This window comes from Kitasatospora sp. NPDC005751 (assembly GCF_040630835.1).
Classification (GTDB): Bacteria; Actinomycetota; Actinomycetes; order Streptomycetales; family Streptomycetaceae; genus Kitasatospora.
This window is the reverse complement of sequence record NZ_JBEXYC010000010.1, coordinates 38,957-62,837: the sequence shown is the minus strand read 5'-3', so window position 1 is coordinate 62,837 and position 23,881 is coordinate 38,957. Positions and strand designations below refer to the sequence as shown.

The 23,881-nt window shown below is 74.7% G+C and carries 22 protein-coding genes; 12 read left to right on the top strand and 10 right to left on the bottom strand.

Annotated features, from left to right (window positions below; all coding sequences use genetic code 11):
- Nucleotides 1-10 precede the first annotated feature (10 nt).
- Nucleotides 11-805, bottom strand: a complete 795-nt coding sequence (locus ABZ497_RS12875) for a metal-dependent hydrolase (protein ID WP_329491395.1) — start codon at nt 803-805, stop codon at nt 11-13.
- Between the two features lie 381 nt (nt 806-1,186).
- Between ABZ497_RS12875 and dnaE the strand changes: the two genes are divergently transcribed.
- Nucleotides 1,187-4,744: a DNA polymerase III subunit alpha gene (gene dnaE / locus ABZ497_RS12870; RefSeq protein ID WP_352290743.1), complete on the top strand. Its 3,558-nt coding sequence runs from the start codon at nt 1,187-1,189 to the stop codon at nt 4,742-4,744.
- 9 nt (nt 4,745-4,753) lie between these two features.
- Here the strand turns inward: dnaE and ABZ497_RS12865 are convergent, their stop codons facing one another.
- From ABZ497_RS12865 to ABZ497_RS12855, 3 genes are all read right to left on the bottom strand, one after another.
- Nucleotides 4,754-4,999, bottom strand: a complete 246-nt coding sequence (locus ABZ497_RS12865; RefSeq protein ID WP_359804688.1) for a hypothetical protein — start codon at nt 4,997-4,999, stop codon at nt 4,754-4,756.
- Nucleotides 5,000-5,057: 58 nt separating this feature from the next.
- Complete coding sequence (locus ABZ497_RS12860) at nt 5,058-5,816, bottom strand: class I SAM-dependent methyltransferase (protein WP_359804686.1); 759 nt, start codon at nt 5,814-5,816, stop codon at nt 5,058-5,060.
- 596 nt (nt 5,817-6,412) lie between these two features.
- A complete protein-coding gene (locus ABZ497_RS12855; protein WP_359804684.1) occupies nt 6,413-7,057 on the bottom strand; it encodes a lysophospholipid acyltransferase family protein in 645 nt (214 codons plus the stop codon).
- Between the two features lie 152 nt (nt 7,058-7,209).
- Between ABZ497_RS12855 and ABZ497_RS12850 the strand changes: the two genes are divergently transcribed.
- Together ABZ497_RS12850 and ABZ497_RS12845 are read left to right on the top strand one after the other, a co-directional pair.
- A complete protein-coding gene (locus ABZ497_RS12850; protein WP_359804682.1) occupies nt 7,210-8,661 on the top strand; it encodes a phosphatase PAP2 family protein in 1,452 nt (483 codons plus the stop codon).
- Nucleotides 8,662-8,879: 218 nt separating this feature from the next.
- Nucleotides 8,880-9,089, top strand: coding sequence for a hypothetical protein (locus ABZ497_RS12845; RefSeq protein ID WP_359804680.1), 210 nt, complete (start codon nt 8,880-8,882; stop codon nt 9,087-9,089).
- Nucleotides 9,090-9,227: 138 nt separating this feature from the next.
- Here the strand turns inward: ABZ497_RS12845 and ABZ497_RS12840 are convergent, their stop codons facing one another.
- Complete coding sequence (locus tag ABZ497_RS12840; protein WP_359804678.1) at nt 9,228-9,617, bottom strand: helix-turn-helix domain-containing protein; 390 nt, start codon at nt 9,615-9,617, stop codon at nt 9,228-9,230.
- 158 nt (nt 9,618-9,775) lie between these two features.
- Between ABZ497_RS12840 and ABZ497_RS12835 the strand changes: the two genes are divergently transcribed.
- A complete protein-coding gene (locus ABZ497_RS12835; RefSeq protein ID WP_359804677.1) occupies nt 9,776-10,642 on the top strand; it encodes an NAD(P)H-binding protein in 867 nt (288 codons plus the stop codon).
- A 42-nt stretch (nt 10,643-10,684) separates the two neighbouring features.
- Here the strand turns inward: ABZ497_RS12835 and ABZ497_RS12830 are convergent, their stop codons facing one another.
- From ABZ497_RS12830 to ABZ497_RS12820, 3 genes are all read right to left on the bottom strand, one after another.
- Complete coding sequence (locus ABZ497_RS12830) at nt 10,685-11,266, bottom strand: MepB family protein (protein ID WP_359804675.1); 582 nt, start codon at nt 11,264-11,266, stop codon at nt 10,685-10,687.
- A 52-nt stretch (nt 11,267-11,318) separates the two neighbouring features.
- Nucleotides 11,319-12,437 carry a DUF6745 domain-containing protein gene (locus ABZ497_RS12825; RefSeq protein WP_359804673.1) on the bottom strand — a complete coding sequence of 373 codons (1,119 nt, stop codon included), beginning with the start codon at nt 12,435-12,437 and terminating at the stop codon, nt 11,319-11,321.
- 127 nt (nt 12,438-12,564) lie between these two features.
- Nucleotides 12,565-12,891 (bottom strand): hypothetical protein, encoded by a 327-nt coding sequence (locus ABZ497_RS12820; protein ID WP_359804671.1) that lies wholly within the window; start codon nt 12,889-12,891, stop codon nt 12,565-12,567.
- 154 nt (nt 12,892-13,045) lie between these two features.
- On the opposite strand from ABZ497_RS12820, the gene ABZ497_RS12815 reads away from it, so the two are divergent.
- The 7 genes from ABZ497_RS12815 to ABZ497_RS12785 all read left to right on the top strand — a co-directional run bounded on the left by ABZ497_RS12815 (nt 13,046) and on the right by ABZ497_RS12785 (nt 20,068).
- Nucleotides 13,046-13,999 (top strand): STM4015 family protein, encoded by a 954-nt coding sequence (locus ABZ497_RS12815; RefSeq protein WP_359804669.1) that lies wholly within the window; start codon nt 13,046-13,048, stop codon nt 13,997-13,999.
- Nucleotides 14,000-14,097: 98 nt separating this feature from the next.
- Nucleotides 14,098-15,039 (top strand): STM4015 family protein, encoded by a 942-nt coding sequence (locus ABZ497_RS12810; RefSeq protein ID WP_359804667.1) that lies wholly within the window; start codon nt 14,098-14,100, stop codon nt 15,037-15,039.
- A gap of 15 nt (nt 15,040-15,054) precedes the next feature.
- A complete protein-coding gene (locus tag ABZ497_RS12805; protein WP_359804665.1) occupies nt 15,055-16,302 on the top strand; it encodes an STM4014 family protein in 1,248 nt (415 codons plus the stop codon).
- A gap of 74 nt (nt 16,303-16,376) precedes the next feature.
- Nucleotides 16,377-17,270 (top strand): STM4013/SEN3800 family hydrolase, encoded by an 894-nt coding sequence (locus ABZ497_RS12800; RefSeq protein WP_359804885.1) that lies wholly within the window; start codon nt 16,377-16,379, stop codon nt 17,268-17,270.
- On the top strand, nt 17,267-18,601 hold the full coding sequence (locus ABZ497_RS12795) for an STM4012 family radical SAM protein (RefSeq protein ID WP_359804663.1): 1,335 nt from the start codon (nt 17,267-17,269) through the stop codon (nt 18,599-18,601). The genes ABZ497_RS12800 and ABZ497_RS12795 overlap by 4 nt, the downstream gene beginning before the upstream one ends.
- The gene (locus tag ABZ497_RS12790) at nt 18,598-19,557 is read left to right on the top strand and encodes an STM4011 family radical SAM protein (RefSeq protein WP_359804661.1); all 960 of its coding nucleotides are present in this window, start codon (nt 18,598-18,600) and stop codon (nt 19,555-19,557) included. Before ABZ497_RS12795 ends, ABZ497_RS12790 begins: the two co-directional genes overlap by 4 nt.
- A 127-nt stretch (nt 19,558-19,684) precedes the next feature.
- Entirely contained in the window at nt 19,685-20,068 is a 384-nt protein-coding gene (locus ABZ497_RS12785) for a VOC family protein (RefSeq protein ID WP_329491376.1), read from the top strand.
- A 268-nt stretch (nt 20,069-20,336) separates the two neighbouring features.
- On the opposite strand, the gene ABZ497_RS12780 is transcribed toward ABZ497_RS12785, so the two are convergent.
- Together ABZ497_RS12780 and ABZ497_RS12775 are read right to left on the bottom strand one after the other, a co-directional pair.
- Nucleotides 20,337-22,502, bottom strand: a complete 2,166-nt coding sequence (locus ABZ497_RS12780; protein WP_359804659.1) for a TnsA endonuclease N-terminal domain-containing protein — start codon at nt 22,500-22,502, stop codon at nt 20,337-20,339.
- A 191-nt stretch (nt 22,503-22,693) separates the two neighbouring features.
- Nucleotides 22,694-23,176: a MarR family transcriptional regulator gene (locus tag ABZ497_RS12775; RefSeq protein ID WP_359804883.1), complete on the bottom strand. Its 483-nt coding sequence runs from the start codon at nt 23,174-23,176 to the stop codon at nt 22,694-22,696.
- A gap of 259 nt (nt 23,177-23,435) precedes the next feature.
- Between ABZ497_RS12775 and ABZ497_RS12770 the strand changes: the two genes are divergently transcribed.
- Entirely contained in the window at nt 23,436-23,846 is a 411-nt protein-coding gene (locus ABZ497_RS12770; protein WP_352290759.1) for an organic hydroperoxide resistance protein, read from the top strand.
- The last annotated feature ends 35 nt before the right edge of the window (nt 23,847-23,881 follow it).

Sequence of the window (23,881 nt, the reverse complement as noted above, 5' to 3'; positions counted from 1 at the left end):
GCCGCACGGCTCAGCCGAAGAAGCCGAGCGCCCCCAGCGCGCAGACCCCGCCGAGGCCCATGAACACCGGCGTGAGCACCTTGAGCTCGACCCAGCTGCCCGCCCGGAACCGCATGCCCTTCGGCGGCCCCACCGGGTACCAGCGCTTGCGCCCGATCGGGATCGGCCAGAACACCGGGCAGCCCGAGACCGTCAGCGCGTCCCCGAGGCAGTGCACCAGCGAGCCGAGCGCGATCGGCAGGCCGATCCACAGGTACTGCTGCCCGGGCTGGTCGAACAGCCACTGCGAGCCGTTCCCCGGCTTGTCCAGGACGTCCGCCAGGACCCAGGCGCTGGTCGCCCCGAGCAGCCAGACCAGCACGTCGCTGGAGACCCGGGCGTGGCGCCAGAGCAGCCCCTCGATCGCCAGCACCATGTGCACGAAGAGCACCGCCAGCACGCCCCAGCGGCCGCCGTAGACCGCCACCGCGGCCGCGCCGGCGCCGCACAGCACCGCCCACAGCCAGGTGTGGGTCAGCGTCCGGTGCCCGCCCGAGCGGCGCGGGTCGCCCTTCTTCCGGGTCGACCGGTAGGCCGCGTACGAGAGCTTGTCGATCACCTCGCAGAGCGTCCGGGACACCGGCCCGAACGCCCGGGATATCGTCGCCGCCTTGTGGTCCAGATCCGGCGCCAGCGCGGCCCCCGCACAGATCAGCGTTCCCGCCAGCAGCACCGGCCAGGGCATCGGCTCGCCCAGCCCCGCGGCGATCGCCCCCGCCCCCAGCCACGCTGCCGCACCCGACAGCGCATGCGCCGGTCCCATCATGAGCTGGCTCCCGCCCTCGTTCCCAAGCGCCCTCCACGAGGACGTGACGGGGCAGCAGCCTAGCCGTCCAAGATCCACTCCCGTCGCCGGGTCGAACCCGACCGCCCCCGTCGGCAGTGCGCCGCCGAGGGCGCTGTCAAGCACCGCGCCCGCGACACGCCGCCCGGGCGGGACCGGCCGCCGCGATCGCGAGTCCGGGCCCGGGACCCGCTAGCCTGGACGGCTTACGCCCCCGGACCGCAAGCCCCACCGGCCCCGTGCACCGCGCCCCGCCCCGCACCCGCCGGAGCCCCACCCGTACCGCCTCGCGCCCCGCAGCGAAGCGCACCGCACGCACCGAAGCGCGCAGCACCGCGCCGCACCGACAAGGAGCCCACCGCCGTGTCCGACACGTTCGCACACCTGCACGTCCACACCGAGTACTCGATGCTGGACGGAGCGGCGAAGAACGGGAAGCTCTTCGCGGAGGCCGAGCGGCAGGGCATGCCGGCCATCGCGATGAGCGACCACGGCAACATGTTCGGCGCGTACGAGTTCTTCCACGCCGCCGCCAAGACCGGCGTGAAGCCGATCATCGGCATCGAGGCCTACGTCGCCCCGGCTTCGCGCTTCCTGAAGAAGCAGGTGTTCTGGTCCCCCGGCGGTCAGCGCCCGGCGAGCTCCGACGGCGAGGGCGGCAAGGACGTCTCGGGCGGCGGCCGCTACACCCACATGACCATGTGGGCGCAGAACGCGACCGGTCTGCGGAACCTCTTCAAGCTCTCCTCGCTCGCGTCGATGGAGGGCTACTACATGAAGCCCCGCATGGACCGCGAGCTGATCGCGGCCAACGCGACCGGCATCATCGCCACCACCGGCTGCCCCTCGGGCGAGGTGCAGACCCGGCTGCGGCTCGGACAGTACGACGAGGCGGTCAAGGCGGCCGGCGCCTACCAGGACATCTTCGGCAAGGAGAACTACTTCCTGGAGCTGATGGACCACGGCCTGTCCATCGAGCAGGACGTCCGCCAGGACCTGCTGCGCCTGGCCAAGCAGCTGAACATCCCGCTGCTGGCGACCAACGACTCGCACTACGTCACCGCCGACCAGGCGGACGCGCACGACAGCCTGCTCTGCGTCGGCGTGGGCAAGAACAAGGACGACCCGAACCGGTTCAAGTTCCAGGGCACCGGCTACTACATCAAGACCGCCGACGAGATGCGCGAGCTGTTCCGCGAGCTCCCGGAGGCCTGCGACAACACGCTGGCGATCGCCGAGCGGGTCGAGTCGTACGAGGACGTCTTCACCTACGTCGACCGGATGCCGCAGTTCGACGTCCCCGAGGGCGAGACCCAGGCGTCGTTCCTGCGCAAGAAGATCGACGCCGGGCTGAAGGTCCGCTACGGCGACAACCCGAGCCAGGAGGTCCTGGACCGGATCGAGCTGGAGATGGGCGTCATCTCCCCGATGGGGTTCGACGCCTACTTCCTCGTGGTCGCCGACATCTGCCAGTACGCCCGCGACAACGGCATCCCGGTCGGCCCGGGCCGAGGCTCGGCGGCCGGCTCGATGGTCTCCTACCTCACCCGGATCACCGAGCTGGACCCGCTGGAGCACGACCTGCTGTTCGAGCGGTTCCTGAACCCCGAGCGCATCAACCCCCCGGACGTCGACATCGACTTCGACGACCGCCAGCGCGACCAGATGGTGCGCTACGTCACCGAGAAGTACGGCTCCGCCTACACCGCGCAGGTCAACACCTTCGGCACGATCAAGGCCAAGGCCGCCGTCAAGGACGCCAACCGCATCCTCGGCTACCCGTTCGCGATGGGCGACCGGATCACCAAGGCGATGCCGCCGGACGTCATGGGCAAGGGCGTCCCGCTCGCGGACCTCTTCAACGAGAAGCACCCGCGGTACAACGAGGGCACCGAGATCCGCTCGCTGTACGCGAACGAGCCCGACGTCAAGAAGATCATCGACACCGGCCTGGGCATCGAGGGCCTGATCCGCGGCACCGGTGTGCACGCCGCCGCCGTCATCCTCTCCTCGACCCCGCTGCTCGACCTGATCCCGCTGCACATGCGGGACAAGGACGGCGTGATCATCACCGGCTTCGACTACCCGTCGTGCGAAGCCATGGGCCTGATCAAGATGGACTTCCTGGGTCTGCGGAACCTGGGCATCATCGATCACTGCATCAAGATCGTCAAGGCCAACCGGGGCATCGACGTCGACATCGAGAAGATCGCGCTCGACGACCCCACCACCTACCAACTGCTCGCCCGCGGCGACACCCTGGGCGTGTTCCAGCTCGACGGCGGCCCCATGCGCGCCCTGCTCAAGCTGATGAAGCCCACCGAGTTCGCCGACATCTCCGCCGTCTCGGCGCTGTACCGGCCGGGCCCGATGGGCATGAACTCGCACACCAACTACGCGCTGCGCAAGAACGGCCAGCAGGAGATCATCCCGATCCACCCCGAGCTGGAGGCCCCGCTCAGCGAGGTCCTCGGCCCCACCTACGGTCTGATCGTCTACCAGGAGCAGGTGCAACGAGCCGCGCAGGTGCTGGCCGGCTACAGCCTCGGCCAGGCCGACCTGCTCCGCCGCGCGATGGGCAAGAAGAAGAAGGAGGTGCTGGAGAAGGAGTTCGTCCCCTTCCACGCGGGCTGCAAGGAGCGCGGCTACTCCGACGAGGCCATCCAGGCGGTCTGGGACGTGCTGGTCCCGTTCGCCGGCTACGCCTTCAACAAATCGCACTCCGCCGCCTACGGCCTGGTCTCGTACCAGACGGCCTACCTCAAGGCCAACTACCCCGCCGAGTACATGGCGGCGCTGCTCACCTCGGTGGCGGACGACAAGGACAAGATGGCGGTCTACCTCGCCGAGTGCCGCCAGATGGGCATCAAGATCCTGTCCCCCGACGTCAACGAGTCCGTGGTCGACTTCACCGCCGTCGGCAGCGACGTCCGGTTCGGTCTGAAGGCCGTCCGCAACGTCGGCGTGCCGGTCATCGAGTCCCTGGTCAAGACCCGCAAGGAGAAGGGCAAGTACGCCTCCTTCGCGGACTTCCTGGACAAGGTCGAGCTGGTGGTCTGCAACAAGCGCACCGTGGACTCCCTGATCAAGGCGGGCGCCTTCGACTCGCTCAGCCACACCCGCCTGTCGCTCAGCACCGTCCACGAGAGCGCGATCGACGCCGTCACCGGCCTGAAGAAGCAGCAGGCGATCGGCCAGGACGACCTGTTCGGCGCCCTGGACACCGGGGACGGCGGCGCACCGGCCATCGGGCTGGACTTCGAACTGACCGACCGGGAGTGGCCGCGCCGGCAACTGCTCAGCCTGGAGCGGGAGATGCTCGGCCTGTACGTCTCCAGCCACCCGCTGGACGGCGCCGAGCACATCCTCTCCCGCAACCGCGACACCTCCATCGCCGAACTCCTCGGCTCCGGCCGCACCGAGGGCGAGGTGCGCCTCGCCGGCCTGATCACCGCCGTCGACCGGCGGATCAACAAGGCGGGCAACGCCTGGGCCATCATCACCCTCGCCGACCGCGACGGCTCGGTCGAGGTGCTCTTCTTCCCCGCCACCTACAACCTGATGGCCGATCAGATGGTCGAGGACAACGTCATCTCGGCCCGGGGCCGGCTCAATGAGCGCGACGGCTCGCTGAGCATCTTCGGCCAGGAGATCACCACCCTCGACGTCTCCTCCGCCGAACTCGGCACCAAGCCGCCGGTGCAGATCACGGCGCCGCTCGGCAAGATCACCCCGACCGTGGTGGGCGAGCTGAAGCTCGCCCTCCAGGCCCACCCCGGCGACGTCCCGGTCCGGCTGCTGACCACCAACTGGGACAAGGACACCCTCTACGAACTCGGCTTCCTGGTGAATCCCGACAACGGACTCGCCTCGGACATCAAGACCCTGCTCGGCACCAACTCCTGGGCGGGCACCCTGTAGCGGGCCGCGTCAGCCCTCCGGCCGGACCGGCGTCCCGGCCCGCCGGCCCAGTGCGCGCAGCACCTGGACCGGCAGGCCGGGGTTCCCGGCCGCGACCGCCGCGCTGTCGGGCTCGCGCAGCGGGGCGACCAGGACGGCGGCGGGCAGCCGGGGATTGCGGGCGGCGGCATGACGGACCCCCGGCCCCGGGTCGTCGAGCAGCCGGACCGCCGACGCCGCGGAGAGCCGCGGGTCCGACGCGGCCCGGCACCGCACCTCCTCGGCGGTGTCCCGACCGAGCCGCTCGACCAGCTCGGCCCCCCCGGCCGCGAGGTCACAGCGGTTTGCGGGCCTCGATGAGGAAGCGTGCGGAGTAGGCGACGAACGAACCCTCGGCGCGGATCTGCCGGTCCAGGTCGTGGAGCCGGTCGCGATGGGCGGCGACCGTGAAGCCGGGCACCATCCAGATCACCTTCCGGAGGAAGTACACGACCGCGCCGATGTCGAAGAACTCCATCCGCAGCCGCTCGGACCGCAGGTCCGTCACCTCCAGCCCGGCGGCCCGGGCGTCGGCGCTCTCGGTGTCGGGGTGCCGCGCCAGGCGGGCCTCCGGCTGCGGGCCGAGGAAGTACTCGACCAGCTCGAACACCGAGGCCGGGCCGACGTGCTGCGCGACGTACGTACCACCGGGCCGCAGCACACGGGCGATCTCCGCCCACCAGACCGTCGCCGGGTGACGGCTGGTCACCAGGTCGAACGCCCCGTCGGCGAAGGGCAGCGGGGGTTCGTCCGGGTCCGCGACCACGATCGCTCCCAGCGGGTGCAGCAGCCCGGTCGCCCGGGCCACGTTGGGCGGCCACGACTCGGTGGCGACCATCGCGGGCGGCAGGGGACCGGCGCCGGCCAGCACCTCGCCGCCGCCCGTCTGGATGTCCAGCGCCGCCGAGGCCGCCGCCAGCCGCTCCCCCAGCAGGCGTTGGTAGCCCCAGGAGGGGCGCTGCTCGGTGGCCCGCCCGTCCAGCCAGGAGAAGTCCCAGCCATCGACGGACACGGCCTCGGCCTCGGCAATCAGCTCTTCGAACGTACGCGACATAACCGCATCATCGCGGCCACCGGCAGGCCCGGCCAACCGGATTTCCGCAGGCGGGCCTGCCGAGCGGAGCACCGGCCGTCCCGGCGCGGCCCGGCGGCCTCCTCGTCGAAGGGGCCGGCGGAGGAATCGGCGACACCGGAGCCGCCCCGCCCCGAGAGCGTCGGCGGTCGCGGCGCCGGGATCGCCGCCCAGGCCCGGCGGGGTGCCCGGGGCGGACGCGCGGGGCCGGGACGGGGAGTCACCCGGTGTCCCCGGCGGCCGACGGAGTGCGTGGCGGTGATCCACCTGCGCCGGGCGGGTGGGGTCGCAGGGCTTCGGCCCAGCCGCGGGGGGCAGCGGGTGGGGCGCCGGCGGGTTCGCCGGTGCTGATCGCCCGGGAGGCCCCTCCGATGGTCGGGGGTGGGAGGGGGCCGAACAGGTCCGCGCGGCTGGTCACCGGGCGGGGCGACGTCCCCGCGGTCGGGTGCCGCGGCCCGGCGTCGGGCCGATTCCTCGGCTGCGGTCCCGGGGCCGACCGGCCCGCTCGGGTCGCCCGGTCGACGCAGAGGCCGGTCGAAGCAGAGGCCGGTCGACGCGGTGGTGCGTCGCGGCTCCCGTCAGGCGGCGGCGTTGCGGGCGGCGGTGGCCCAGGCGGCCGTGACGGCGCGGTGGGCGGTGGCGGTCGCGGTGGCGAGGTCGTCGTCCAGGTGCAGTGGGGCGCCGAGGTGGACGTGCAGGGCCGGGCGGCGCGCCGGGGCGGTGGTGAGGCCGGCGAGCTGCTTGACCGCGCCGCCGGAGCTCAGGCGGCGGGCGCCCGCCTGGCCGAGCGGGACCACCGGTGCGCCGGTGGCCCCCGCCAGCCGGGCGAGGCCGCTGCGGAACGGGCCGGGCGCCAGCTCGCCGGAGTCGGAACGACGCGGCAGGCCGCCCTCGCCGTAGATGAGGACCAGGTGTCCGGCAGCGAGGGCGTCGGCGGCCCGGTCCAGGGCGTCGGCGGCGTGCTCGGTGCCGCGGTGGACGGGGATGTGCCCCTCGTGGCGCAGCAGCCGCCCCAGCAGCGGGACCCGCCAGAGGCCGGCCGTCGCGAGCACCACCGGTCGCGCGCCGAGGCGGTGCAGGGCGGCGAACACGATCGCGGGGTCGGCGAGCGAGGTGTGGTTGGCGGCGACGATGCTCCCGGGTGCGAGCACGGCCTCGGGGTCGGCGCTCACCCGCAGGGAGCCGAAGGCGGGGACGAGGAGGGCGGCGGTTCGGCTGAGCATGGCTGGTGGGTCCTCCGGTGGGCGGGTGAGCTGCCACCAGTGTTCGCCGTTCCGGCCCGGCACGCCTGAGTACCCGTACTCAATGCCGCGCAGATCTGCGGGAGCCCGACTAGGCTCGCCGGATGAGGCGACTCGACGCAGTGGACCGTGCTTTGTTCGACCGAGTGGCGCTGGCGCGCCTGCGCCATGCCCAGCCGTGGCTACGGCGCTTGAGCCGGGCCGCGGACCACGGGGTGCTCTGGATGGGCACGGCCGCCGTGCTGGGGGCGGTCGGCGGCCGGGCCGGGCGGCGGGCGGCGCTGCGCGGGGTCGGATCGCTGGCGATGGCCTCGGCCGTGGCCAACATCGCCGCGAAGCAGCTGACCCGCCGTCCGCGCCCGTTGCTGGACCAGGTGCCGGTGGTGCGGCAGTTGCTGCGGCAGCCGGTGACGAGTTCTTTCCCGTCCGGCCACTCCGCCTCGGCCGCCGCGTTCGCGACGGCCGTGGCGATCGAGGCGCCGCTGCTGGGCGTCGTGGTGGCGCCGGTGGCGGCCGCCGTCGGGGCGTCCCGGATCTACACCGGCGCGCACTACCCCGGAGACGTGCTGGCCGGGTTCGCGCTGGGTTCGGGGCTGGCGGCCCTGACGCTTCGCTGGTGGCCCCGGTCGAACGACCGGCCGCCGCTCGCCGGCCCGCCGCCCCGGCCGGCGCCGGCGCTGACCGAGGGGGCCGGGCTCTCGGTAGTGGTCAACAGCGGTTCGGGGAGCGGGGCGTTGCTCGCCGACGGCCCGGAGGACACCGCGGCCGTCCTGCACACGCTGCTGCCGCGCGCGCAGGTGCGGGTCTGCGGACCGGACGACGACCTGCCCGCCCTGCTCGCCGAGGCGGCCGACCGGGCGGCGGCGGACGGCGGCGCGCTCGGGGTCTGCGGCGGCGACGGCAGTGTCAACCTGGCCGCCTCCCTGGCGGTCGAGCGCGACCTGCCGCTGGCCGTCTTCCCCGGTGGCACGCTCAACCACTTCGCGCTGGACCTCGGGATCGAGTCGCTGGAGGCGACGGCGGGCGCCGTGGAGGCCGGCTCCGCCTGCGGGGTCGACCTGGGCCTGGCCGTCGACGACACCGAGCGGCGGATCTTCCTGAACACCTTCAGTCTCGGCGTGTATCCCGAACTGGTCCGGCTCCGCGAGTCGTTGGAGGGCCGACTGGGCAAGTGGCCGGCCCTGGCGGTGGCCGTCGCCCGGGCGCTGGGAAGTGCCGAACCGGTCACCGTCGAGGCCGGCGGACGCAGCCGGCGGCTCTGGCTGCTGTTCGCGGGCAACGGCGCCTACGACCCGCCGGGCTTCGCCCCCACCCGGCGGACCGGCCTGGCCGACGGCCTGCTGGACATCCGCGTGGTGGACGGCGGCAGCCCGTTCGCCCGGACCAGGCTGGCGGCGGCCTTCCTCTCCGGCACGCTGTCGCGTTCGCGGGTCTACCACTCGGCCCGGCTGACCGGACTGGGCCTCGACTCGCTCGGCGACGCCGACCGGATCGCGGTGGACGGCGAGAGTGTGCCGGCGGCCGGTGCCCTGCGGCTGGGCAAGGCGCCGAACGCCCTGACGGTGTACCGCCCCGCGCCCTCGTAGCGCGCGGGGCCGTGGGGCCTGCCGGAGGCAGCCCACCGTAGGCGCCGCCCGCGGCCGCGGTCCGGGCTCTGGGTAAAGCCCCGGGCCGGGCCGCGGCCAGGTCGCGGCCCCGGCCGGGGGGCGACACGCAAGGCGCACCATCCGGGTGACATTCCCCGGCGGTGCCCGCCCCGAGTCCCTAGTGTGCAGAGCAAGTTAGCCTACGAAGGGGTTACGCCATGTACCGTACCGTCCGCACCGTCGCCGTCCTCCTGGCCGCCATCGGCGCCGCCGCCGCCGTCCCGACCCAGGCGTTCGCCGACGGCCCCGAGGTGACCACCACGACCATCACGGTCATCGGCACCGGCAACCAGCTCGCCGGGGCCGACATCTTCAACACCGGTGGCGACAACGTGGTCGGCTCGTTCAACGGCAACGAGATCTCCTGACCCTCCGAGAACCGCCCGGCACCGGGCGTACCGGTACTGCCCGGACCGCCACCACCGCCCGCGCCCCCCGCGCGGGCGGTGGTGCGCCGTCGGCCCGCTTCGCGGTCGCCATGGCGGCGCCGGCGGATCCACCGAGGATCAGCGGGGCGGCGCGCTGTCGTACTCCTCGCGGGCCTGCGCGACGCGGTCCAGATTGGCGGCGGACCAGTCGGCGAGGGTGGCGAAGAGCGGGGCGAGACTGTCACCGAGTTCGGTGATCTCGTACTCGACGCGGGGCGGCACTTCGGCGTGGTACGTCCGCCGGACCAGCCCGTCGCGTTCCAGCCGGCGCAGCCGCTGGGTGAGCACCTTGGGGCTGATGTCCGCCACCCGCCGCTGCAGTTCGACGTAGCGCTGGCGGCCGTGCGCATGGAGCGTCCACAGCACCGGGGTGGTCCAGCGGCTGAACACGAGGTCGACCACCGGGCCGATCGGGCACGCCCGCACCGGATCGGTCGTTCCGTCCGCCGCCCAGGCCATCTCGCTCATGCCGCCCCCTCCGAGCCGGGTCACTTTCCTCTAGGTACCTACTGTACGCAGGCTGTTAGCGTCGTCCTGTCGCCACCGGGGGATCCCCTCAGGTGGCCGTAACTCCCCTGCGAGCAGGGTGAATTGACGACAACCAAGTGCGAAGGACGGGGACGGACATGATCGTGGTGACGGGTGCGACGGGCAAGGTCGGACGACCGCTGGTGCAGGCGCTGGCGGCGGCGGGCGAGCAGGTGACGGCGGTGTCCCGGCGGCCGGCGGACGCCACCCTGCCGGACGGCGTGCGGCACCACCGCGCCGACCTCGCGGACGCGGAGAGCCTGCGGACCGCCCTGGACGGCGCCGAGGCGCTGTTCCTCCTCCTCTCCGGCGAGCTGCTGACGGGCGGTGAGAGCCCGGCCGCGCTGGTCGACGTGGCCAGGTCCGCGGGTGTGCGGCACGTGGTGCTGCTCTCCTCCCAGATCCTGGGCACCCGGCCGGTGCCGCCCTCTCACGCCCGGCTGGGAGCCTTCGAGCAGGCCGTCCGGGAGTCCGGGCTCAACTGGACGATCCTGCGGCCGAGCGGCTTCCACTCCAACGCCTTCGCCTGGGCGGAGCCGGTCCGCACCGGCGGGACGGTGCCGGCACCGTTCGGCGATGTGGCCCTGCCGACCGTGGACCCGGCGGACCTCGCCGCCGTGGCGGCCGTCGTGCTGCGCGGCGACGGGCAGCACCACGGCCGGACGTACGTGCTGACCGGGCCCGCGCCGGTCTCCCCGCGCGAGCAGGCCGCCGCCCTCGGGGACGCGACCGGCGCGCCGCTCGCCTTCGTCGAGCTGAGCCGCGAGGCCGCCCGGGCGCACCTCCTGGCCTTCATGCCGGAGCACGTGGCCGACGGCACGCTCGACATCCTCGGCGCGCCGACCGACGCCGAACGGCAGGTCAGCCCGGACGTGGAACGCCTGCTCGGCCGCCCCGCCGGCACCTTCGCCGACTGGGCCCGGCGCAACGCCGCCGCCTTCCACCGGACGAGCCCCGCCGAGTGACCGGCCGTCGGGGGCGGCCGGCGGCCGGTCGGCCGGCCGTCGCTACCGCCGGTAGAGCTCCCGGGCCCGGGCGAGGTCGACGGGGCCGTCCTCGGGCAGGTGCAGGAAGTGCTCCAGCTGCCACGCCTGCGCGCTGCCGGCCTGCCGGTTGGTGGTGGTCGCCCAGGGCGGGTAGACGCGGAAGGCCCGCTTCCCGCCGGAACCGTCCACCGCGACGACACCGTGCCGGCGGAGGGCGTCCATGGGCAGGACGAACTGGCCGGCGTGGCGACCGTCGCGGGTGCCGATGACGAAGAGGTCGACGGGGTCGGTGGCGTCGAAGGGCTGGATCGGCCCGCCCGGGGACCTCTTCCAGACCGTGACGAACTGGCCGGCCTTGGTGGGGGTCGTCCTGGCCGCGCGGAAGCGGACCGGGCGGCCGTCCAGGGTGAAGGCGTGGGCGGCGTAGTCGGCGCTCTCGGCCTCGGGGACCGGCCGGGTGCAGGTGAACCCGCCGGGGTCGTAGACGAGCGCCTTCGCCGCACGGAGATCGCCGTGGAGATCGCCGTGGACCTGGTCGGTGTCCGACCACGGTTCGAGGCGGCCCGCGCGGGGACCGGCCGGGTGCTCGTCGTTCGTCGCCATGGCTTCACCCTGTCACAGCCGCCCGGCCCGCCCGGGCCGGGCAGGCGACCGCTCAGGTCTCGCGCCGGGGGTGGTACTCCGCCTCGGGTATGCCGAAGGTCCAGGCGACCCCGGCCCGGGCCGTGCGGGTGCTCGGCGGGACCCGCAGCCAGTAGGTGCGGAAGGTGCCGTCCGGCTCGGCGGTGGAGTTGACCACCTCGACCATCACCACCGCCTCGTCGTCCGGGAGTTGGATCCGCCAGAGCACACCGGTCTCGTCGCGGTGCAGCGGCTCGGCGCCGGAGTCCGCCAGGTACCGCTCGTAGCCGTAGTGCTCCAGCAGGACGCGGCGCAGCTCGGCGTTCTCCTCCGTCCGGATCCGCTCGACCGTGACGCCGCCGAGGCCGGACAGGAAGTCGGCCGGGACGGGCATGCCGCGCCAGGCGTGCAGGGCGAAGCCGTCGGCGAAGCCCAGGGCCGGGCCGTCGGCCCGGTCGAGCCGGCCCGCCTCGTCGCGGTGCAGCGCGACCGGCCGCTCGCTGACCAGGGCCACGCCCTCGTACGGCCACCACCAGCCGGCCTCGCCCGCGACCTCGGCCAGCGCGTCGATCCCGGCCAGCGCGTCGATCCCGGCCCGCTCCGCCGGTGCACCGGCGAGCACGCCGGCCGCCTCGAAGGCGGCGAACCACGGCGCGTCGTGCTGGCCCCGGACGGCGTCCAGCAGCGCCAGCCGGACGGCGGTGCGACGGGCGCGGGCCACGTCGGCCTCAGGCTGGTCGACCTCGTCGAGGTCGGGCTCGGGGGCGAGCCGGTCGAGCACCGCGTCGCGGATCCGCCCGGCCAGCGCGTTGGTCACCGGGCCGATCTCCCCACCGGTCAGGGACCAGAGCGGCGCCCACCCGGCCGGCCCGACCCGCTCCACGGCCCGCCGCCTGGCGGCCTCCCAGGGCAGCGTCCGCACGGCCTCGCGGACGCTCACCGCGCCGGCGGCCCGCAGCTCCAGGGCCGCCTGCGCCGCCGCCGGCGGCGAGCCGAACCAGCGGACCTCGGCCGGCTCGGCCAGCCCGGCCGCCCGGTAGGCGGCCCGCACCGCGCGCTCGACCGCGACCCGGTCGGCCGCCCCGGTGGCCGCCGCGCACGCCCGCCAGCGGGCCGTCACCCCGGCCGGCCCGACCGTCTGCTCCGTCACCATCACCTGCTCCTGTCCCGGCCGGGCCCGTGCCCGGCCGACCCACTCGTTCCGTCCACCGCCACCACCCCGGGAGCCGCCGGCCCCCGGCCCGCCTCGCCGCCCGCGGGCCCCGCCCGCCCGGACCTCGTCAGTCCGCGACGACGCGCACCGCGCCCGGCACGTACTCGCGCTGGCGCACCACCCGGTACCAGCCCTTGGGCAGCGGTATCGCGGCGTGCTCCTCGTGCACCACCCGACCGCCCTCGGGCAGGTGCAGCCAGGCGGCGCCGAACGGCCCGGCCTCCCGGCGCAGCTCCCCCGGGCCGACCACAGCGTGCGCGTGGCCGGTGACCTCGCCGAGCGCCAGCACCAGCCAGCCCCGCGCGTCCCGGGGCTGCGCGGCCAGCGCCGCCACCCGCGGGGGCACCGCGGCCTCCGCCGTCGGCACGATCAGCACGTCACCCTGGCGATACATCAGTCCTCCCTGACCGACCCGACGGGCGTCGGAATCTCACGGTCCGAAACGTAGAACAGGGGTCCGACAAACGCGCCCGGGTCCGCCCCGGCGACCGGTTTGTCGGACCCGGCTGGTAGACAGTTGTTCGGCCCGCATCCCGGAGGAGCAGCGCATGACGGTCGGCAAGCACATCGAAGAGTTCCACGGCCTCCCGGTCCTCGACTTCGTCCAGGCGGTCGAGGACGGCACCGCCCTGCCCGAGGCGGCGGCGGTCGCCTGGAAGGTCGGCATCGAGTTCGACTCGCCCACGTCGTTCGTCGAGCGCTGGCAGCAGTTCCTCGACGCGGTCGACACCGAGCGGGTCACCGCCGTGGTGGTCGGCGAGTGGTCCTCCGACGGGCCGGAGAGCTTCACCGGGCCGCTGGCCGCGATCCTCGCCGCCGCCGACCGGCTGCCGGCCCTGCGCGCCCTGTTCATCGGCGACATCACGTACGAGGAGAACGAGATCTCCTGGATCAACATGGTCGACGTGACGCCGGTGCTGACGACGTACCCGCTGCTCGCCGAGCTGGTGGTGCGCGGCGCCGCGGGCTCCATGGTCGAGGACGACGGGATCGCCCTCCAGGCGCTGCGTCACGAGCACCTGAAGGCCCTGCGGTTCGAGTCGGGCGGTCTGCCCGCCGCGGTGCTGCGGGCGGTCGCGTCCAGCGACTTCCCCGCGCTGGAGCGGCTGGAGTTCTGGCTCGGGGTCGAGAACTACGGCGGCGACTCCTCCCTCGACGACCTGGCGCCCTTCCTCGACGGCGCCCGGTTCCCGGCGCTGCGCCACCTCGGCCTGCAGAACAGCGAGATCCAGGACGAGATCGCCGCCGCCGTCGCGCACGCCCCGGTCGTCGCCCGGCTCGACTCGCTCAACCTCTCGATGGGCGTCCTGACCGACCAGGGCGCCACCGCCCTGCTGGAGGGCCAGCCGCTCACCCATCTGCGGGCCCTCGACCTGCACCACCACTACCTCACCGACGCGCTCCAGGAACGGCTCCGGGAGGCCCTGCCCGGGGTGGCCCTCGACCTCTCCGAGGCCGGGAGCCCGGACGACCGGTGGCGCTACGTCGCGGTCGCCGAATAGCCGGGCACCGCCCCGCCCACACCTTCACCGCTCGCCGCTCGCCGCCCACCACTCACCACCTGCCGCTCACCGGCAGCGCACCCAGCACAGGGGACCGTATGCACGCCTACCAGCACCAGCGGGAGTTCCACGGGCTCCCCGTGGTGGAGTTCTCCGGCGAGGCCGGTGCCACGGGCGACCGGCCGGCGCCGGGCGCCGCCGCGTGGCGGCTCGCCGTGCCCTACGGCGCGGGCACCGGCTTCGACGCGCTCTGGAACACCTTCCTCGACACGGTGGACCCGGACGAGGTCCGGGCGCTGCTGATCGGCCCCTGGTGGACGGACGGCTACGGGCCGGTGACCGACGCCCTGGCCCGGGTCGTCGGTGACGCCGGGCGGCTCCCCGCCCTCGAAGCGCTCTTCGTCGCCGACGTGACGTCCGAGGAGTGCGAGATCTCCTGGCTGGAGATGTCCGACGTCACCGTGGTGGCGGCGGCCTTCCCCCGGCTCACCGAGCTGGTGGTGCGCGGTGGCGGCGGGCTGGCGCTCGCGCCGTTCCGGCACGACCGGCTGAAGGCCCTGCGGTTCGAGGCCGGCGGGCTGCCCGGCACGGTGGTGCGGGCCGTGGCCGGCTCCGAACTGCCCGCCCTGGAGCGGCTGGAGCTCTGGCTCGGGGTGGACGAGTACGGCGGCGACTCGACCGTGGACGACCTGGCGCCCCTCCTCGACGGCGCCCGGCTCCCGGCCCTGCGCCACCTCGCCCTGGCCAACAGCGAGTACCAGGACGAGATCGCCGCCGCCGTCGCGCACGCGCCGGTCGTGGCGCAGTTGGAGGTGCTCGACCTCTCGATGGGCGTGCTGTCCGACGAGGGCGCCGCCGCCCTGCTGGAGGGCCAGCCGCTGACCCATCTTCGGCTGCTCGACCTGCACCACCACTACCTCTCCGAGGAGCTCCGGCAGCGGCTGCGCGAAGCCCTGCCGGGGGTGGAGCTCGACCTCGACGAGGCCGAGGCGGAGTACGAGGACGACCCCGAGGACCGCTACGTCGCGGTCGCCGAGTAGCCCGGCGCGGTCCGGATGAGCACCCCCCAGACGGCCTCCCCGCAGCCGGCCTCCCGCTTGGCGGCCACCCCGCAGGCGCCCAGGCCTCAGGCGCTCCGACCGGCCGCGCCCCCGGCCGGTGCCGGGGAGGACGCGCCGCTGGCCGTCCTCGGGAATCCCGGGCACCGGCGGGTGGCGCTGTTCGCCGCCGCCGCCCGCGCGGCCGGCCTGCCCGAGCCGGTCGTGCTGCGCTGGATCGACGTCCTGCGCGGCCGGTTCGTCGTGCCCGCGGGGAGCCTGCTGCGGATCGAGTCGCCCGGCGAGGACCCGGCCGTGGACGAGCTGCTGCGCGGCCCGGCCCTCGGCCCCTCGTACGCGCCGACCAGGGTGGAGGGCGGCGCGGCCTGGTACACCGGGGTGGTGGACGCCCTGCGCGCGGTGGCCCGGGTGCCGGGGGTGCGGCTGCTCGGCGATCCTGAGGAGATCGCCGTGATGTTCGACAAACGGCGGGCGCACGCACTGCTGGCGGGCGCCGGGGTGCCGGTGCCGCGCGCGCTCGACGGCGCCGGGATCACCGGCTGGGCGGACCTCCGGGAGCGGCTGCGGGCCGCCGGGCTGCGGCGGGTCTTCGTCAAACCCGCGCACGGCTCCTCCGCGTCCGGCGTGGTGGCGCTGGAGTTCGGCCCGCGCGGGCAGGTGCTCGCCACCACCTCGGTCGAGCTGGCCGGCGGGCAGCTGCACAATTCGCTGCGGGTCCGCCGCTACCGGGACGAGCGGGAGGCGGCCGACCTGGTCGACCGCCTGGCACCGGACGGGCTGCACGTCGAGCAGTGGATCCCGAAGGCCGCCCAGGCGGGCCGCTCGGCCGACCTCAGGGTGGTGGTGATCGCCGGGCGGGCCACCCACGTGGTGGTGCGCACCAGCGCACAGCCGATGACCAACCTCCACCTCGGCGGCGCCCGCGGCAGCCTCGCCGTGGCGCAGCAGGCCGCCGGCCACGCCTGGCCGGGCCTGCTGGAGACGGCCGAGCGGGCGGCGGCCTGCTTCCCCGGTTCACCGATGGTCGGCGTCGACGTCCTGCCCACCGCCGGGTGGCGCCGGGCCGTGGTCGGCGAGGTGAACGCCTTCGGCGACCTCCTGCCGAACCTGACCGGCCTGCCCGGCGGCCCGGCCGAGGGCCTGGACACCTACGCCGCCCAGATCTCCGCGCTACGACACCCGGGCCACCGGCCCGGGCCCAGGAACGACGCACCGACGACGGAACCGATGGAACCCACGCGATGAACCACCAGCACCACCACCGGGCGCCCGCGCCGGCCGCGCCGCCGACACCGCCGGCGGCCGCCGCCGCGCCCGACATGAACGCCGTCGTGGGCACCCACGACCTGCTCCTCGTCACCCTGGACACCCTGCGGTTCGACGTCGCCGAGGAACTGGCCGCGGCCGGGCGGATCCCGCACCTCGCCGCCGTCCTCCCCGGTGGCCGCTGGGAGCGCCGACACTCCCCGGGCAGCTTCACCTACGCCGCGCACCAGGCGATCCTGGCCGGTTTCCTGCCCACCCCCGCCGCTCCGGGCGGTCCGCACCCGCGGCTGTTCGCCGCCCGCTTCGCCGGGTCGGAGAGCACCGCTCCGCGCACCTGGGTGTTCGACGCGCCCGACCTGCCGGGCGCGCTCGCCGGGCACGGGTACCGGACGGTCTGCATCGGCGGCGTCGGCTTCTTCAACAAGCAGGGCCCGCTCGGCTCGGTGCTGCCCGGGCTGTTCCAGGAGAGCCACTGGTCGCCGGAGATGGGCGTCCCCTCCCCCACCTCCTTCGAGGCGCAGGTCGCCAGGGCCGAGCAGGTCGCCGCCGAACAGCCGGCCGGGCAGCCGCTGTTCCTGTTCCTCAACGTCTCGGCGCTGCACCAGCCCAACTGGTTCCACCTGCCGGGCGGCACCCGCGAGGACGGGGACTCCCGGGAGAGCCACGCCGCCGCCCTGGAGTACGTGGACGCCCACATCGGCCGGCTCTTCGCGGCGATGAGCGCCCGCCGGCCGTGCTTCGCGATCGTCTGCTCCGACCACGGAACGGCGTACGGCGAGGACGGATACACCGGCCACCGGATCGGCCACGAGGTGGTCTGGACGGTGCCGTACGCGCACTTCACCCTCCCGGCCCGCCCGGCACCCGGCCCGACCGCAGCCACCCGCCCGACAGCCACTGCCACTGCCACTGCCACTGCCACTGCCACTGCCGAGGAGACCGCATGACCACGGCCGCGGCCCCGCCGACCGATTCGCCCTACCGGTCGTACGTCTACGCCTACCCGCACAAGACCGCCTACCGGCGGCTGCCGGAGCGTCCCGCGCTGCGCGAGCTGTGGGACGGCGAGCCGCAGCACGCGCTCTCGCTCTACCTGCACATCCCGTTCTGCGAGGTCCGCTGCGGCTTCTGCAACCTGTTCACCCGGATCGGCAGCCCCGAAGGGCTGACCACCGCCTACCTGGACGCGCTCGACCGCCAGGCCGCCACCGTCCGCGAGGCCCTGGACGACGGCGCCCGGTTCGCGCTGGTGGCGTTCGGTGGCGGCACGCCCACCTATCTCACCGCCGGCGAGCTGGAGCGGCTCTGCGACATCGCCGAGCGGCGGACGGGCGTCGACCTGCGGGCGGTCCCGCTCTCCGTCGAGGCCTCCCCCGCCACCGCCACGGCCGACCGCCTGGAGGTGCTGGCCGCCCGCGGCGCCACCCGGCTGAGCCTGGGCGTGCAGTCGTTCCTCGACGAGGAGGCCCGCTCCGCCGTCCGCCCGCAGAAGCGCGCGGAGGTCGAGGCCGCCCTGGGGCGGATCCGCGCCGCCGGGTTCCCCGTCCTCAACATCGACCTCATCTACGGCATCGACGGCCAGACCGAGACCGGCTGGCTGCGCTCGCTGGACGCCGCGCTGGCCTGGGAGCCCGAGGAGCTGTACCTCTACCCGCTGTACGTCCGGCCGCTGACCGGCCTGGCCCGGCGCGGCGAGCAGGAGAGCCCGGCCGCCTGGGACGCCCGCCGGCTCGCGCTCTACCGGGCCGGCCGGGACCACCTGCTCGCCCGGGGCTACCAGCAGGTGTCGATGCGGATGTTCCGCCGCGCCGCCTCCCCGCAGGCCGGGAGCGGCGAGTACGCCTGCCAGACCGACGGCATGGTCGGCCTCGGCTGCGGGGCCCGCTCCTACACCTCGCGGCTGCACTACTCCTTCGACTACGCGGTGAACGCCACCGAGGTGCGCGGCATCATCGACGACTACGTGGCCACCACCGACTTCCGGCACGCCGAGGTCGGTCGGTACATGACGCCGGAGGAGGCCCGCCGGCGGCACCTCGTCCAGTCGCTGCTCCAGGCCGAGGGCATGCCCCTGGCGGACTACCGCGCCCGGTTCGGCAGCACGCCCCTCGAGGACTTCCCGGCCGAGCTGGCCGCGTTCGAGGCCCGGGGCTGGCTGGCGCAGGACGAGCTGCGCCTGATGCTCTCGCCGGAGGGGCTGGCGCACTCGGACGCGGCCGGTCCGATGCTGTTCTCGCCCGAGGTCCACCGGCTGATGGCCGAGTACGAGGCGAAATGACCTTCCTCGGCATGCTCGCGCCCCGGCCGGCCACCGGCGACGCCCGGTCCGGCCCCGACCTCGTACCGGCGGCGGCCTCCCGGCCCGCGCCGGACGACGGCGGGGTCGACCTGACCCTGCTCTACCGGGGCCCGCTGTCCTCCTGCGACTACGACTGCCCGTACTGCCCGTTCGCCAAGCGGCGTGACACGCCGGAGCAGTTGCGGGCCGACCGGGCGGCGCTGGAGCGGTTCACCGGCTGGGCCGCCGGACGGGCCGGTACCGGCGACACGCTGTCCGTGCTCTTCACGCCCTGGGGCGAGGGCCTGGTGCGGTCCTGGTACCGGCGGGCGCTGGTCGAGCTGAGCCGGCTGCCGCACGTGCGCCGGGTGGCGATCCAGACCAACCTCAGCTGCCGAACCGGCTGGCTCGCCGAGGCCGACCCCGACACGCTGGCCCTCTGGGTGACGTACCACCCCGGACAGGTCGACCACCGGCGGTTCCTGGCCAAGTGCCGCGAGCTCGACGCGCTCGGTGTGCGGTACAGCGTCGGCGTGGTCGGCCAACCCGGGCACCTCGGGGAGGCCCGCCGGCTCCGCGCCGCGCTGGACCCGGCGGTCTACCTCTGGATCAACGCCGCCGAGGGGCTCACCTACAACGACGCCGAGGCCGCCGACTGGACGGCGCTCGACCCGTACTTCGGCTACAGCCGGCACCCCCACCCCAGCGCCGGTCGCCCCTGCCGCACCGGGGAGTCCGTGCTCTCGGTGGACGGCGACGGCACCGTCCGCCGCTGCCACTTCGTCCGGGGCGTTCTGGGCAACCTCTACGACGGCTCGTACCGGCGCCAACTGCGCTCCCGGCCCTGCCCGTTGCCGGTCTGCGACTGCCACATCGGCTATGTGCACCTGGAGACCCTGCCGCTCTACGACCTCTTCGCCGGAGGCGTCCTGGAACGGGTGCCGCACGCCTGGTGACGCGGCGCACCCGGCCGCTCACCGCCCGCGCGGTAGCGGCCCGCCACCCTCCGGGCACACCGGGCTTCCGGCGCCGCCGGCCCTGGGCAGATCGGCCCCGGCGTATCTAGCCTGGAGGGAGGAGGCGATGGCAATGCTTGGAGACGCACCGATGGTGGCCATCATCCCGGCGGCAGATCTCGCCCGGGCGAAGCGCTTCTACACCGACACCCTCGGCCTGAAGCTCACCGATGAGAACGAGCAGGACGTCAGCTTCGAGTGCGGCGGCACGGAGTTCGGCATGTACGAGACGCCGAGCGCCGGCCAGGCCGCGCACACGCTGGCCAGCTTCAAGGTCCCCGACCTCGACGGCGAGATGGCGACGCTGCGCGGCCGCGGGGTCACCTTCGAGGAGTACGACATGCCGGGTCTGAAGACCGTCGACGGCGTCGTGGAGGCCGAGGGCATGCGCGCGGCCTGGTTCAAGGACAGCGAAGGGAACATCATCTGCCTGAACGAGCGGACCGCGTGAGCGCACGGGCCGCCGGGTAGCACCCGCCCCCCGGCCCGCACCGTCGGCTCGTACCACCGTGCCGGGCACCACCGCCACGGTGGCGCGGGTGTCGGCATGCCGCAGCCGCCTCGCCGGTGGACCGGCTCCGGCGAGGCGGCCGGGCCCGTGCCATGGCGCCGGTACCGCCGACTGCCGGCACCGGGGCCACGAGGTCCGGCGTACCCGCCCGGGCGGACCCGGGCGGACCCGGCGCGCCGCCCCGGGCGCACGGGGGACCGCACCGGTGCTACCTACCGGCCGCCCATTCCTGCGCCAGGCGCTGCTTCCACCCCTTCGGGGCCGGCCAGGCCACTCCCCAGGCGGCGAGCTGGGCCCGGGTCCAGCCGCCTGCCGCCGTTCGGGCCGCCTCGACCTCCGCCGGGGAGGGCACGACCCTCGGCTGTGGGGACACCTCCGGAAAGAGGGGGATCGGCTCCGTCCCCGGCGACGGCGGCGAAGGCGCGGAGGCGTCCGGGGCGGGGGCGTCCGGGGCGGGGGCGTCCGGGGCGGGGGCGTCCGGGGCGGGGGCGGACACCGGAGTGAAATCCGATGCCGGAGCCGGATCCGACAGCGGGGCGGGAATGCTCGCCGGTGCGCCGCCCCGCAGCCGGTAGGGGTGGGTGCGCCAGACCCAGCCGCGCCGGAGCACCAGCGCGGCGAGGTCCAGCGACTTCAGTGGCAGGGCCCCTGCGGCAGCCCTGACCTGATGCCAGGTCAGTTCGCCGCCCCTCGCCAGCGCTTCGTCCAGCGCGGCCTCCAACCGGCCGTCGACCGGGCGGTCCTCCAGGAGTCTGCGGGTCCTCCAGCCGTCGGTGGCCACCAGACCCCACCCGCGGGACCGGCAGAGTGCCTCCACCGCACGGTACTTGGCGACGTTGACGGCGGTCGCCATCTCGTAGACCGGTTTGACCTCGATCAGGACGCAGCGCCCGTCGGTGGTGGCCACGAGGAGGTCCGGGTAGTAGGTGCGCCGGCGACCGTCGAAGTCGTAGCCGATGGCCAGGGGCTGTTCCTGGTAGTACGCGATCTGCGGGGCGAAGCTGAGCAGTTGGACGACCCGCCACTCGGTCTCCGACTCGTAGGCGACCTCGCGGCCCAGCTTGGGGCAGCGCCAGGACCCGGAGCGCCCGTCCTCCCCGGCCGTGTCCCGCAGGGCCGCCAGCTCCCCGCGCGGCGGGGCGGGCTGGGGCGCCCCGAACCAGCTGACTTCGGCCTCCAGTGCGGCCCAGCGTCGGGCGGCGCGTTCGATCCGCCCCTGCCGTGACAGTTCGCGACGCGCGGCGTCGTGGCGAAGGGCGCGCACGGTCACGGCCTCGGCCGCCAGGTTCTCCGCGCGCAGCTTCCGAGCACCGGCCAGTTGGGCGATCACCAGCGCGGCCTGCCGCACCGGGACCGCCGGCAGCAGCACCTCCGCGAGGTCGAGCAGTCGGGCCGACGCCGGGGGGTCCGCCACCGCTGCACCGGCGGTCCGGGAGCCGTCCAGCGGATCCGGCCCATCCCCGGCGGGCGAACCGTCGGGGCACGGTGGATCATCGACCCGGCTCAGCCCGGCGAGCAGGGTCCGCAGGCTCCGGGTCGCCGGCGCGGCGGTGCTCGCCATGCCGCGCACCGCCTTCACCTGGAGCTGGCGGACCCGCTCCCCCGAGATCCCGAACGCCTCCCCCACCGCCGCCAACGACTCGGCCGGTCCGTCGTGCAGCCCGAGGCGGCGGCAGACGATCTCGCGGCTCCGCCCAGCGGGTATCTCCGCCGCCGCGGCGGCGGCCAGCTCGCGGAGCAGCAGCACCGTGTCGGGGTCGCGCTCGGCGATCGGCGCCCAGTCGGTCGTCAGCCTCGACGCCCCGGGGCAGAGGCACTCCAGGAGCCAGTCGTCCAGCAGCAGACGCGCCTCGCCCTCCCACAGCCGTCGGGCGGCCGCCTGCCGCAGCGGGGCGGCCACGACCGCCAGGTCCGCCACGACCGGACGCGCGAGGAACTCCGCCCGGCGCTCGGCCCGCAGCTGGTGCCCGATCGTCCGCTCCCACTCGGCCCGCACGTCATCGAGGCGGGCCGACCACTGCGGCCCGGCGGCGGGCTCGCCGCGCGTGGGCCCGGCCGGGGCAGGCTCCCCGGGGGCGGCCGCCGGAGCGTGACCGGCGGCCCGTCGCCGGCGCAGCCCGCGTGGGGGACGGCGGCGCGCGTCGAACACGCTCCGCCACGGATAGTCCGGGTCGGCGGCCAGGCGCGCTCGGAGCCACTCCAGCTCGGCACTCCCGACCAGCGCGACACCGGAGGCCGGTCCGCCGCCGGAAGCCGGACTGTCCTCGACCAGCTCGGCCTCGACCAGCTCGGCCTCGGGCACGAGGCGGGCCAGCCGGGCGCCGATGGCCCCGGTCGTCCGGCCGTGCCGCCCGGCCAGCTCGGACAGGTCCAAACCCTCCCGAACGCCGTCGACAAGCCGCCCGGTCTCCTCGTCGCTCCACGCGCGGCCCTGCCGCGACGCGGGTGCCGGACCCTCCACGTTCCCCCCCGGGTTCGTTCACGAGGGATCCAGTATGCCCGCCGCCACCGACTGGACGCCGCCGCACCGGCGGGCCCGGCCGGTCAGCCTCGGCGCCGTCGGCGTCAGCCTTCGGCGCCGTCGGCCAGGAGCGCGGAGTCGAGCGCGCCGGTCACCCGGTTGAGCAGGGCTCGCAGGTCGGCGAGGTCCTCGACCGCCAGGCCGGTGGCGGCGAGCAGCCTGCGCGGCACCTGCCCGGCGCGGTCGCGCAGCTCGCGCCCGGCGTCGGTGAGGCTGACGGTGACGGAGCGCTCGTCCTCGGGGCTGCGCTCCCGGCGGACCAGGCCGGCCGCCTCCAGCCGCTTGAGCAGCGGCGAGAGGGTCCCGGAGTCCAGGCGCAGGTGCTCGCCGATCCGCTTCACGGGCAACTCGCGGTGCTCCCAGAGCACCAGCATGACCAGGTACTGGGGGTAGGTGAGCCCCAGGTCCTTGAGCAGGACGCGGTAGACGCCGCCGAACGCGCGCGAGGCGGCGTTCAGCGAGAAGCAGATCTGCTGGTCGAGCCGGAGCAGGTCCTCGTCGCGGAGCGGCTGCTCGCCGTGGAGCAGGTCCGCGACGGGCGCTCCGGAGCGGGCGGCATCGGCGGAAGCGGCACCGACGGAAGCGGCGTGGACGGGCAGGGCGTCGACGGACGGCGCGTCGGCGGCGGCGGTCTCGGGGGGTGTTGCCATGACTCCATGATAGCGGCCGTGCGCACCATTGAGTTGTGCGCAATTGAATTGCGTGCTCTACTTGTACCCGGAAGGCGGCCCCACCGGCCGCCGGGGACAGAAGCAGTACGGACGCAGGACGAAAGGGACCAGACCCATGGACGCGATCTACACCGCTGTGGCCACCGCGAACGGCCGAGAGGGCCGCGCCGTCAGCTCCGACGGACAGCTGGACCTCGCGCTGGCGATGCCCCCCGCCCTCGGCGGCAGCGGCCAGGGCACCAACCCCGAGCAGCTGTTCGCGGCCGGCTACGCGGCGTGCTTCGCCAGCGCGCTGGGCCTGGTCGGCCGACAGGCCCGCGTCGACACCAGCGAGGTCTCGGTCACGGCCGAGGTCTCGATCGGCAAGGACGGAGCCGGCTTCGGCCTCGCGGTCGTCCTGCGGGTCGAGCTGCCGGACGCGCTGGCCGGCGAGGGCGGCGAGCTCCTGGTCAAGCAGGCGCACGAGGTCTGCCCCTACTCCCGCGCCACCCGGGGCAACATCCCGGTGGAGCTCGTCGTCGAGTAGCAGCACCCGCCCCCCGGCAGGTCGGGGCCCCGCCG

What these genes read in the sequence shown, in the direction of transcription:
- ABZ497_RS12875 (WP_329491395.1), bottom strand. Translation starts at nt 805, where the DNA reads ATGATGGGACCGGCGCATGCGCTGTCGGGTGCGGCAGCGTGGCTGGGG.
- ABZ497_RS12860 (WP_359804686.1), bottom strand. Translation starts at nt 5,816, where the DNA reads ATGTCGCGTACGTTCGAAGAGCTGATTGCCGAGGCCGAGGCCGTGTCC.
- ABZ497_RS12855 (WP_359804684.1), bottom strand. Translation starts at nt 7,057, where the DNA reads ATGCTCAGCCGAACCGCCGCCCTCCTCGTCCCCGCCTTCGGCTCCCTG.
- ABZ497_RS12845 (WP_359804680.1), top strand. Translation starts at nt 8,880, where the DNA reads ATGTACCGTACCGTCCGCACCGTCGCCGTCCTCCTGGCCGCCATCGGC.
- ABZ497_RS12840 (WP_359804678.1), bottom strand. Translation starts at nt 9,617, where the DNA reads ATGAGCGAGATGGCCTGGGCGGCGGACGGAACGACCGATCCGGTGCGG.
- ABZ497_RS12835 (WP_359804677.1), top strand. Translation starts at nt 9,776, where the DNA reads ATGATCGTGGTGACGGGTGCGACGGGCAAGGTCGGACGACCGCTGGTG.
- ABZ497_RS12830 (WP_359804675.1), bottom strand. Translation starts at nt 11,266, where the DNA reads ATGGCGACGAACGACGAGCACCCGGCCGGTCCCCGCGCGGGCCGCCTC.
- ABZ497_RS12825 (WP_359804673.1), bottom strand. Translation starts at nt 12,437, where the DNA reads ATGGTGACGGAGCAGACGGTCGGGCCGGCCGGGGTGACGGCCCGCTGG.
- ABZ497_RS12820 (WP_359804671.1), bottom strand. Translation starts at nt 12,891, where the DNA reads ATGTATCGCCAGGGTGACGTGCTGATCGTGCCGACGGCGGAGGCCGCG.
- ABZ497_RS12815 (WP_359804669.1), top strand. Translation starts at nt 13,046, where the DNA reads ATGACGGTCGGCAAGCACATCGAAGAGTTCCACGGCCTCCCGGTCCTC.
- ABZ497_RS12810 (WP_359804667.1), top strand. Translation starts at nt 14,098, where the DNA reads ATGCACGCCTACCAGCACCAGCGGGAGTTCCACGGGCTCCCCGTGGTG.
- ABZ497_RS12805 (WP_359804665.1), top strand. Translation starts at nt 15,055, where the DNA reads ATGAGCACCCCCCAGACGGCCTCCCCGCAGCCGGCCTCCCGCTTGGCG.
- ABZ497_RS12800 (WP_359804885.1), top strand. Translation starts at nt 16,377, where the DNA reads ATGAACGCCGTCGTGGGCACCCACGACCTGCTCCTCGTCACCCTGGAC.
- ABZ497_RS12795 (WP_359804663.1), top strand. Translation starts at nt 17,267, where the DNA reads ATGACCACGGCCGCGGCCCCGCCGACCGATTCGCCCTACCGGTCGTAC.
- ABZ497_RS12790 (WP_359804661.1), top strand. Translation starts at nt 18,598, where the DNA reads ATGACCTTCCTCGGCATGCTCGCGCCCCGGCCGGCCACCGGCGACGCC.
- ABZ497_RS12785 (WP_329491376.1), top strand. Translation starts at nt 19,685, where the DNA reads ATGGCAATGCTTGGAGACGCACCGATGGTGGCCATCATCCCGGCGGCA.
- ABZ497_RS12770 (WP_352290759.1), top strand. Translation starts at nt 23,436, where the DNA reads ATGGACGCGATCTACACCGCTGTGGCCACCGCGAACGGCCGAGAGGGC.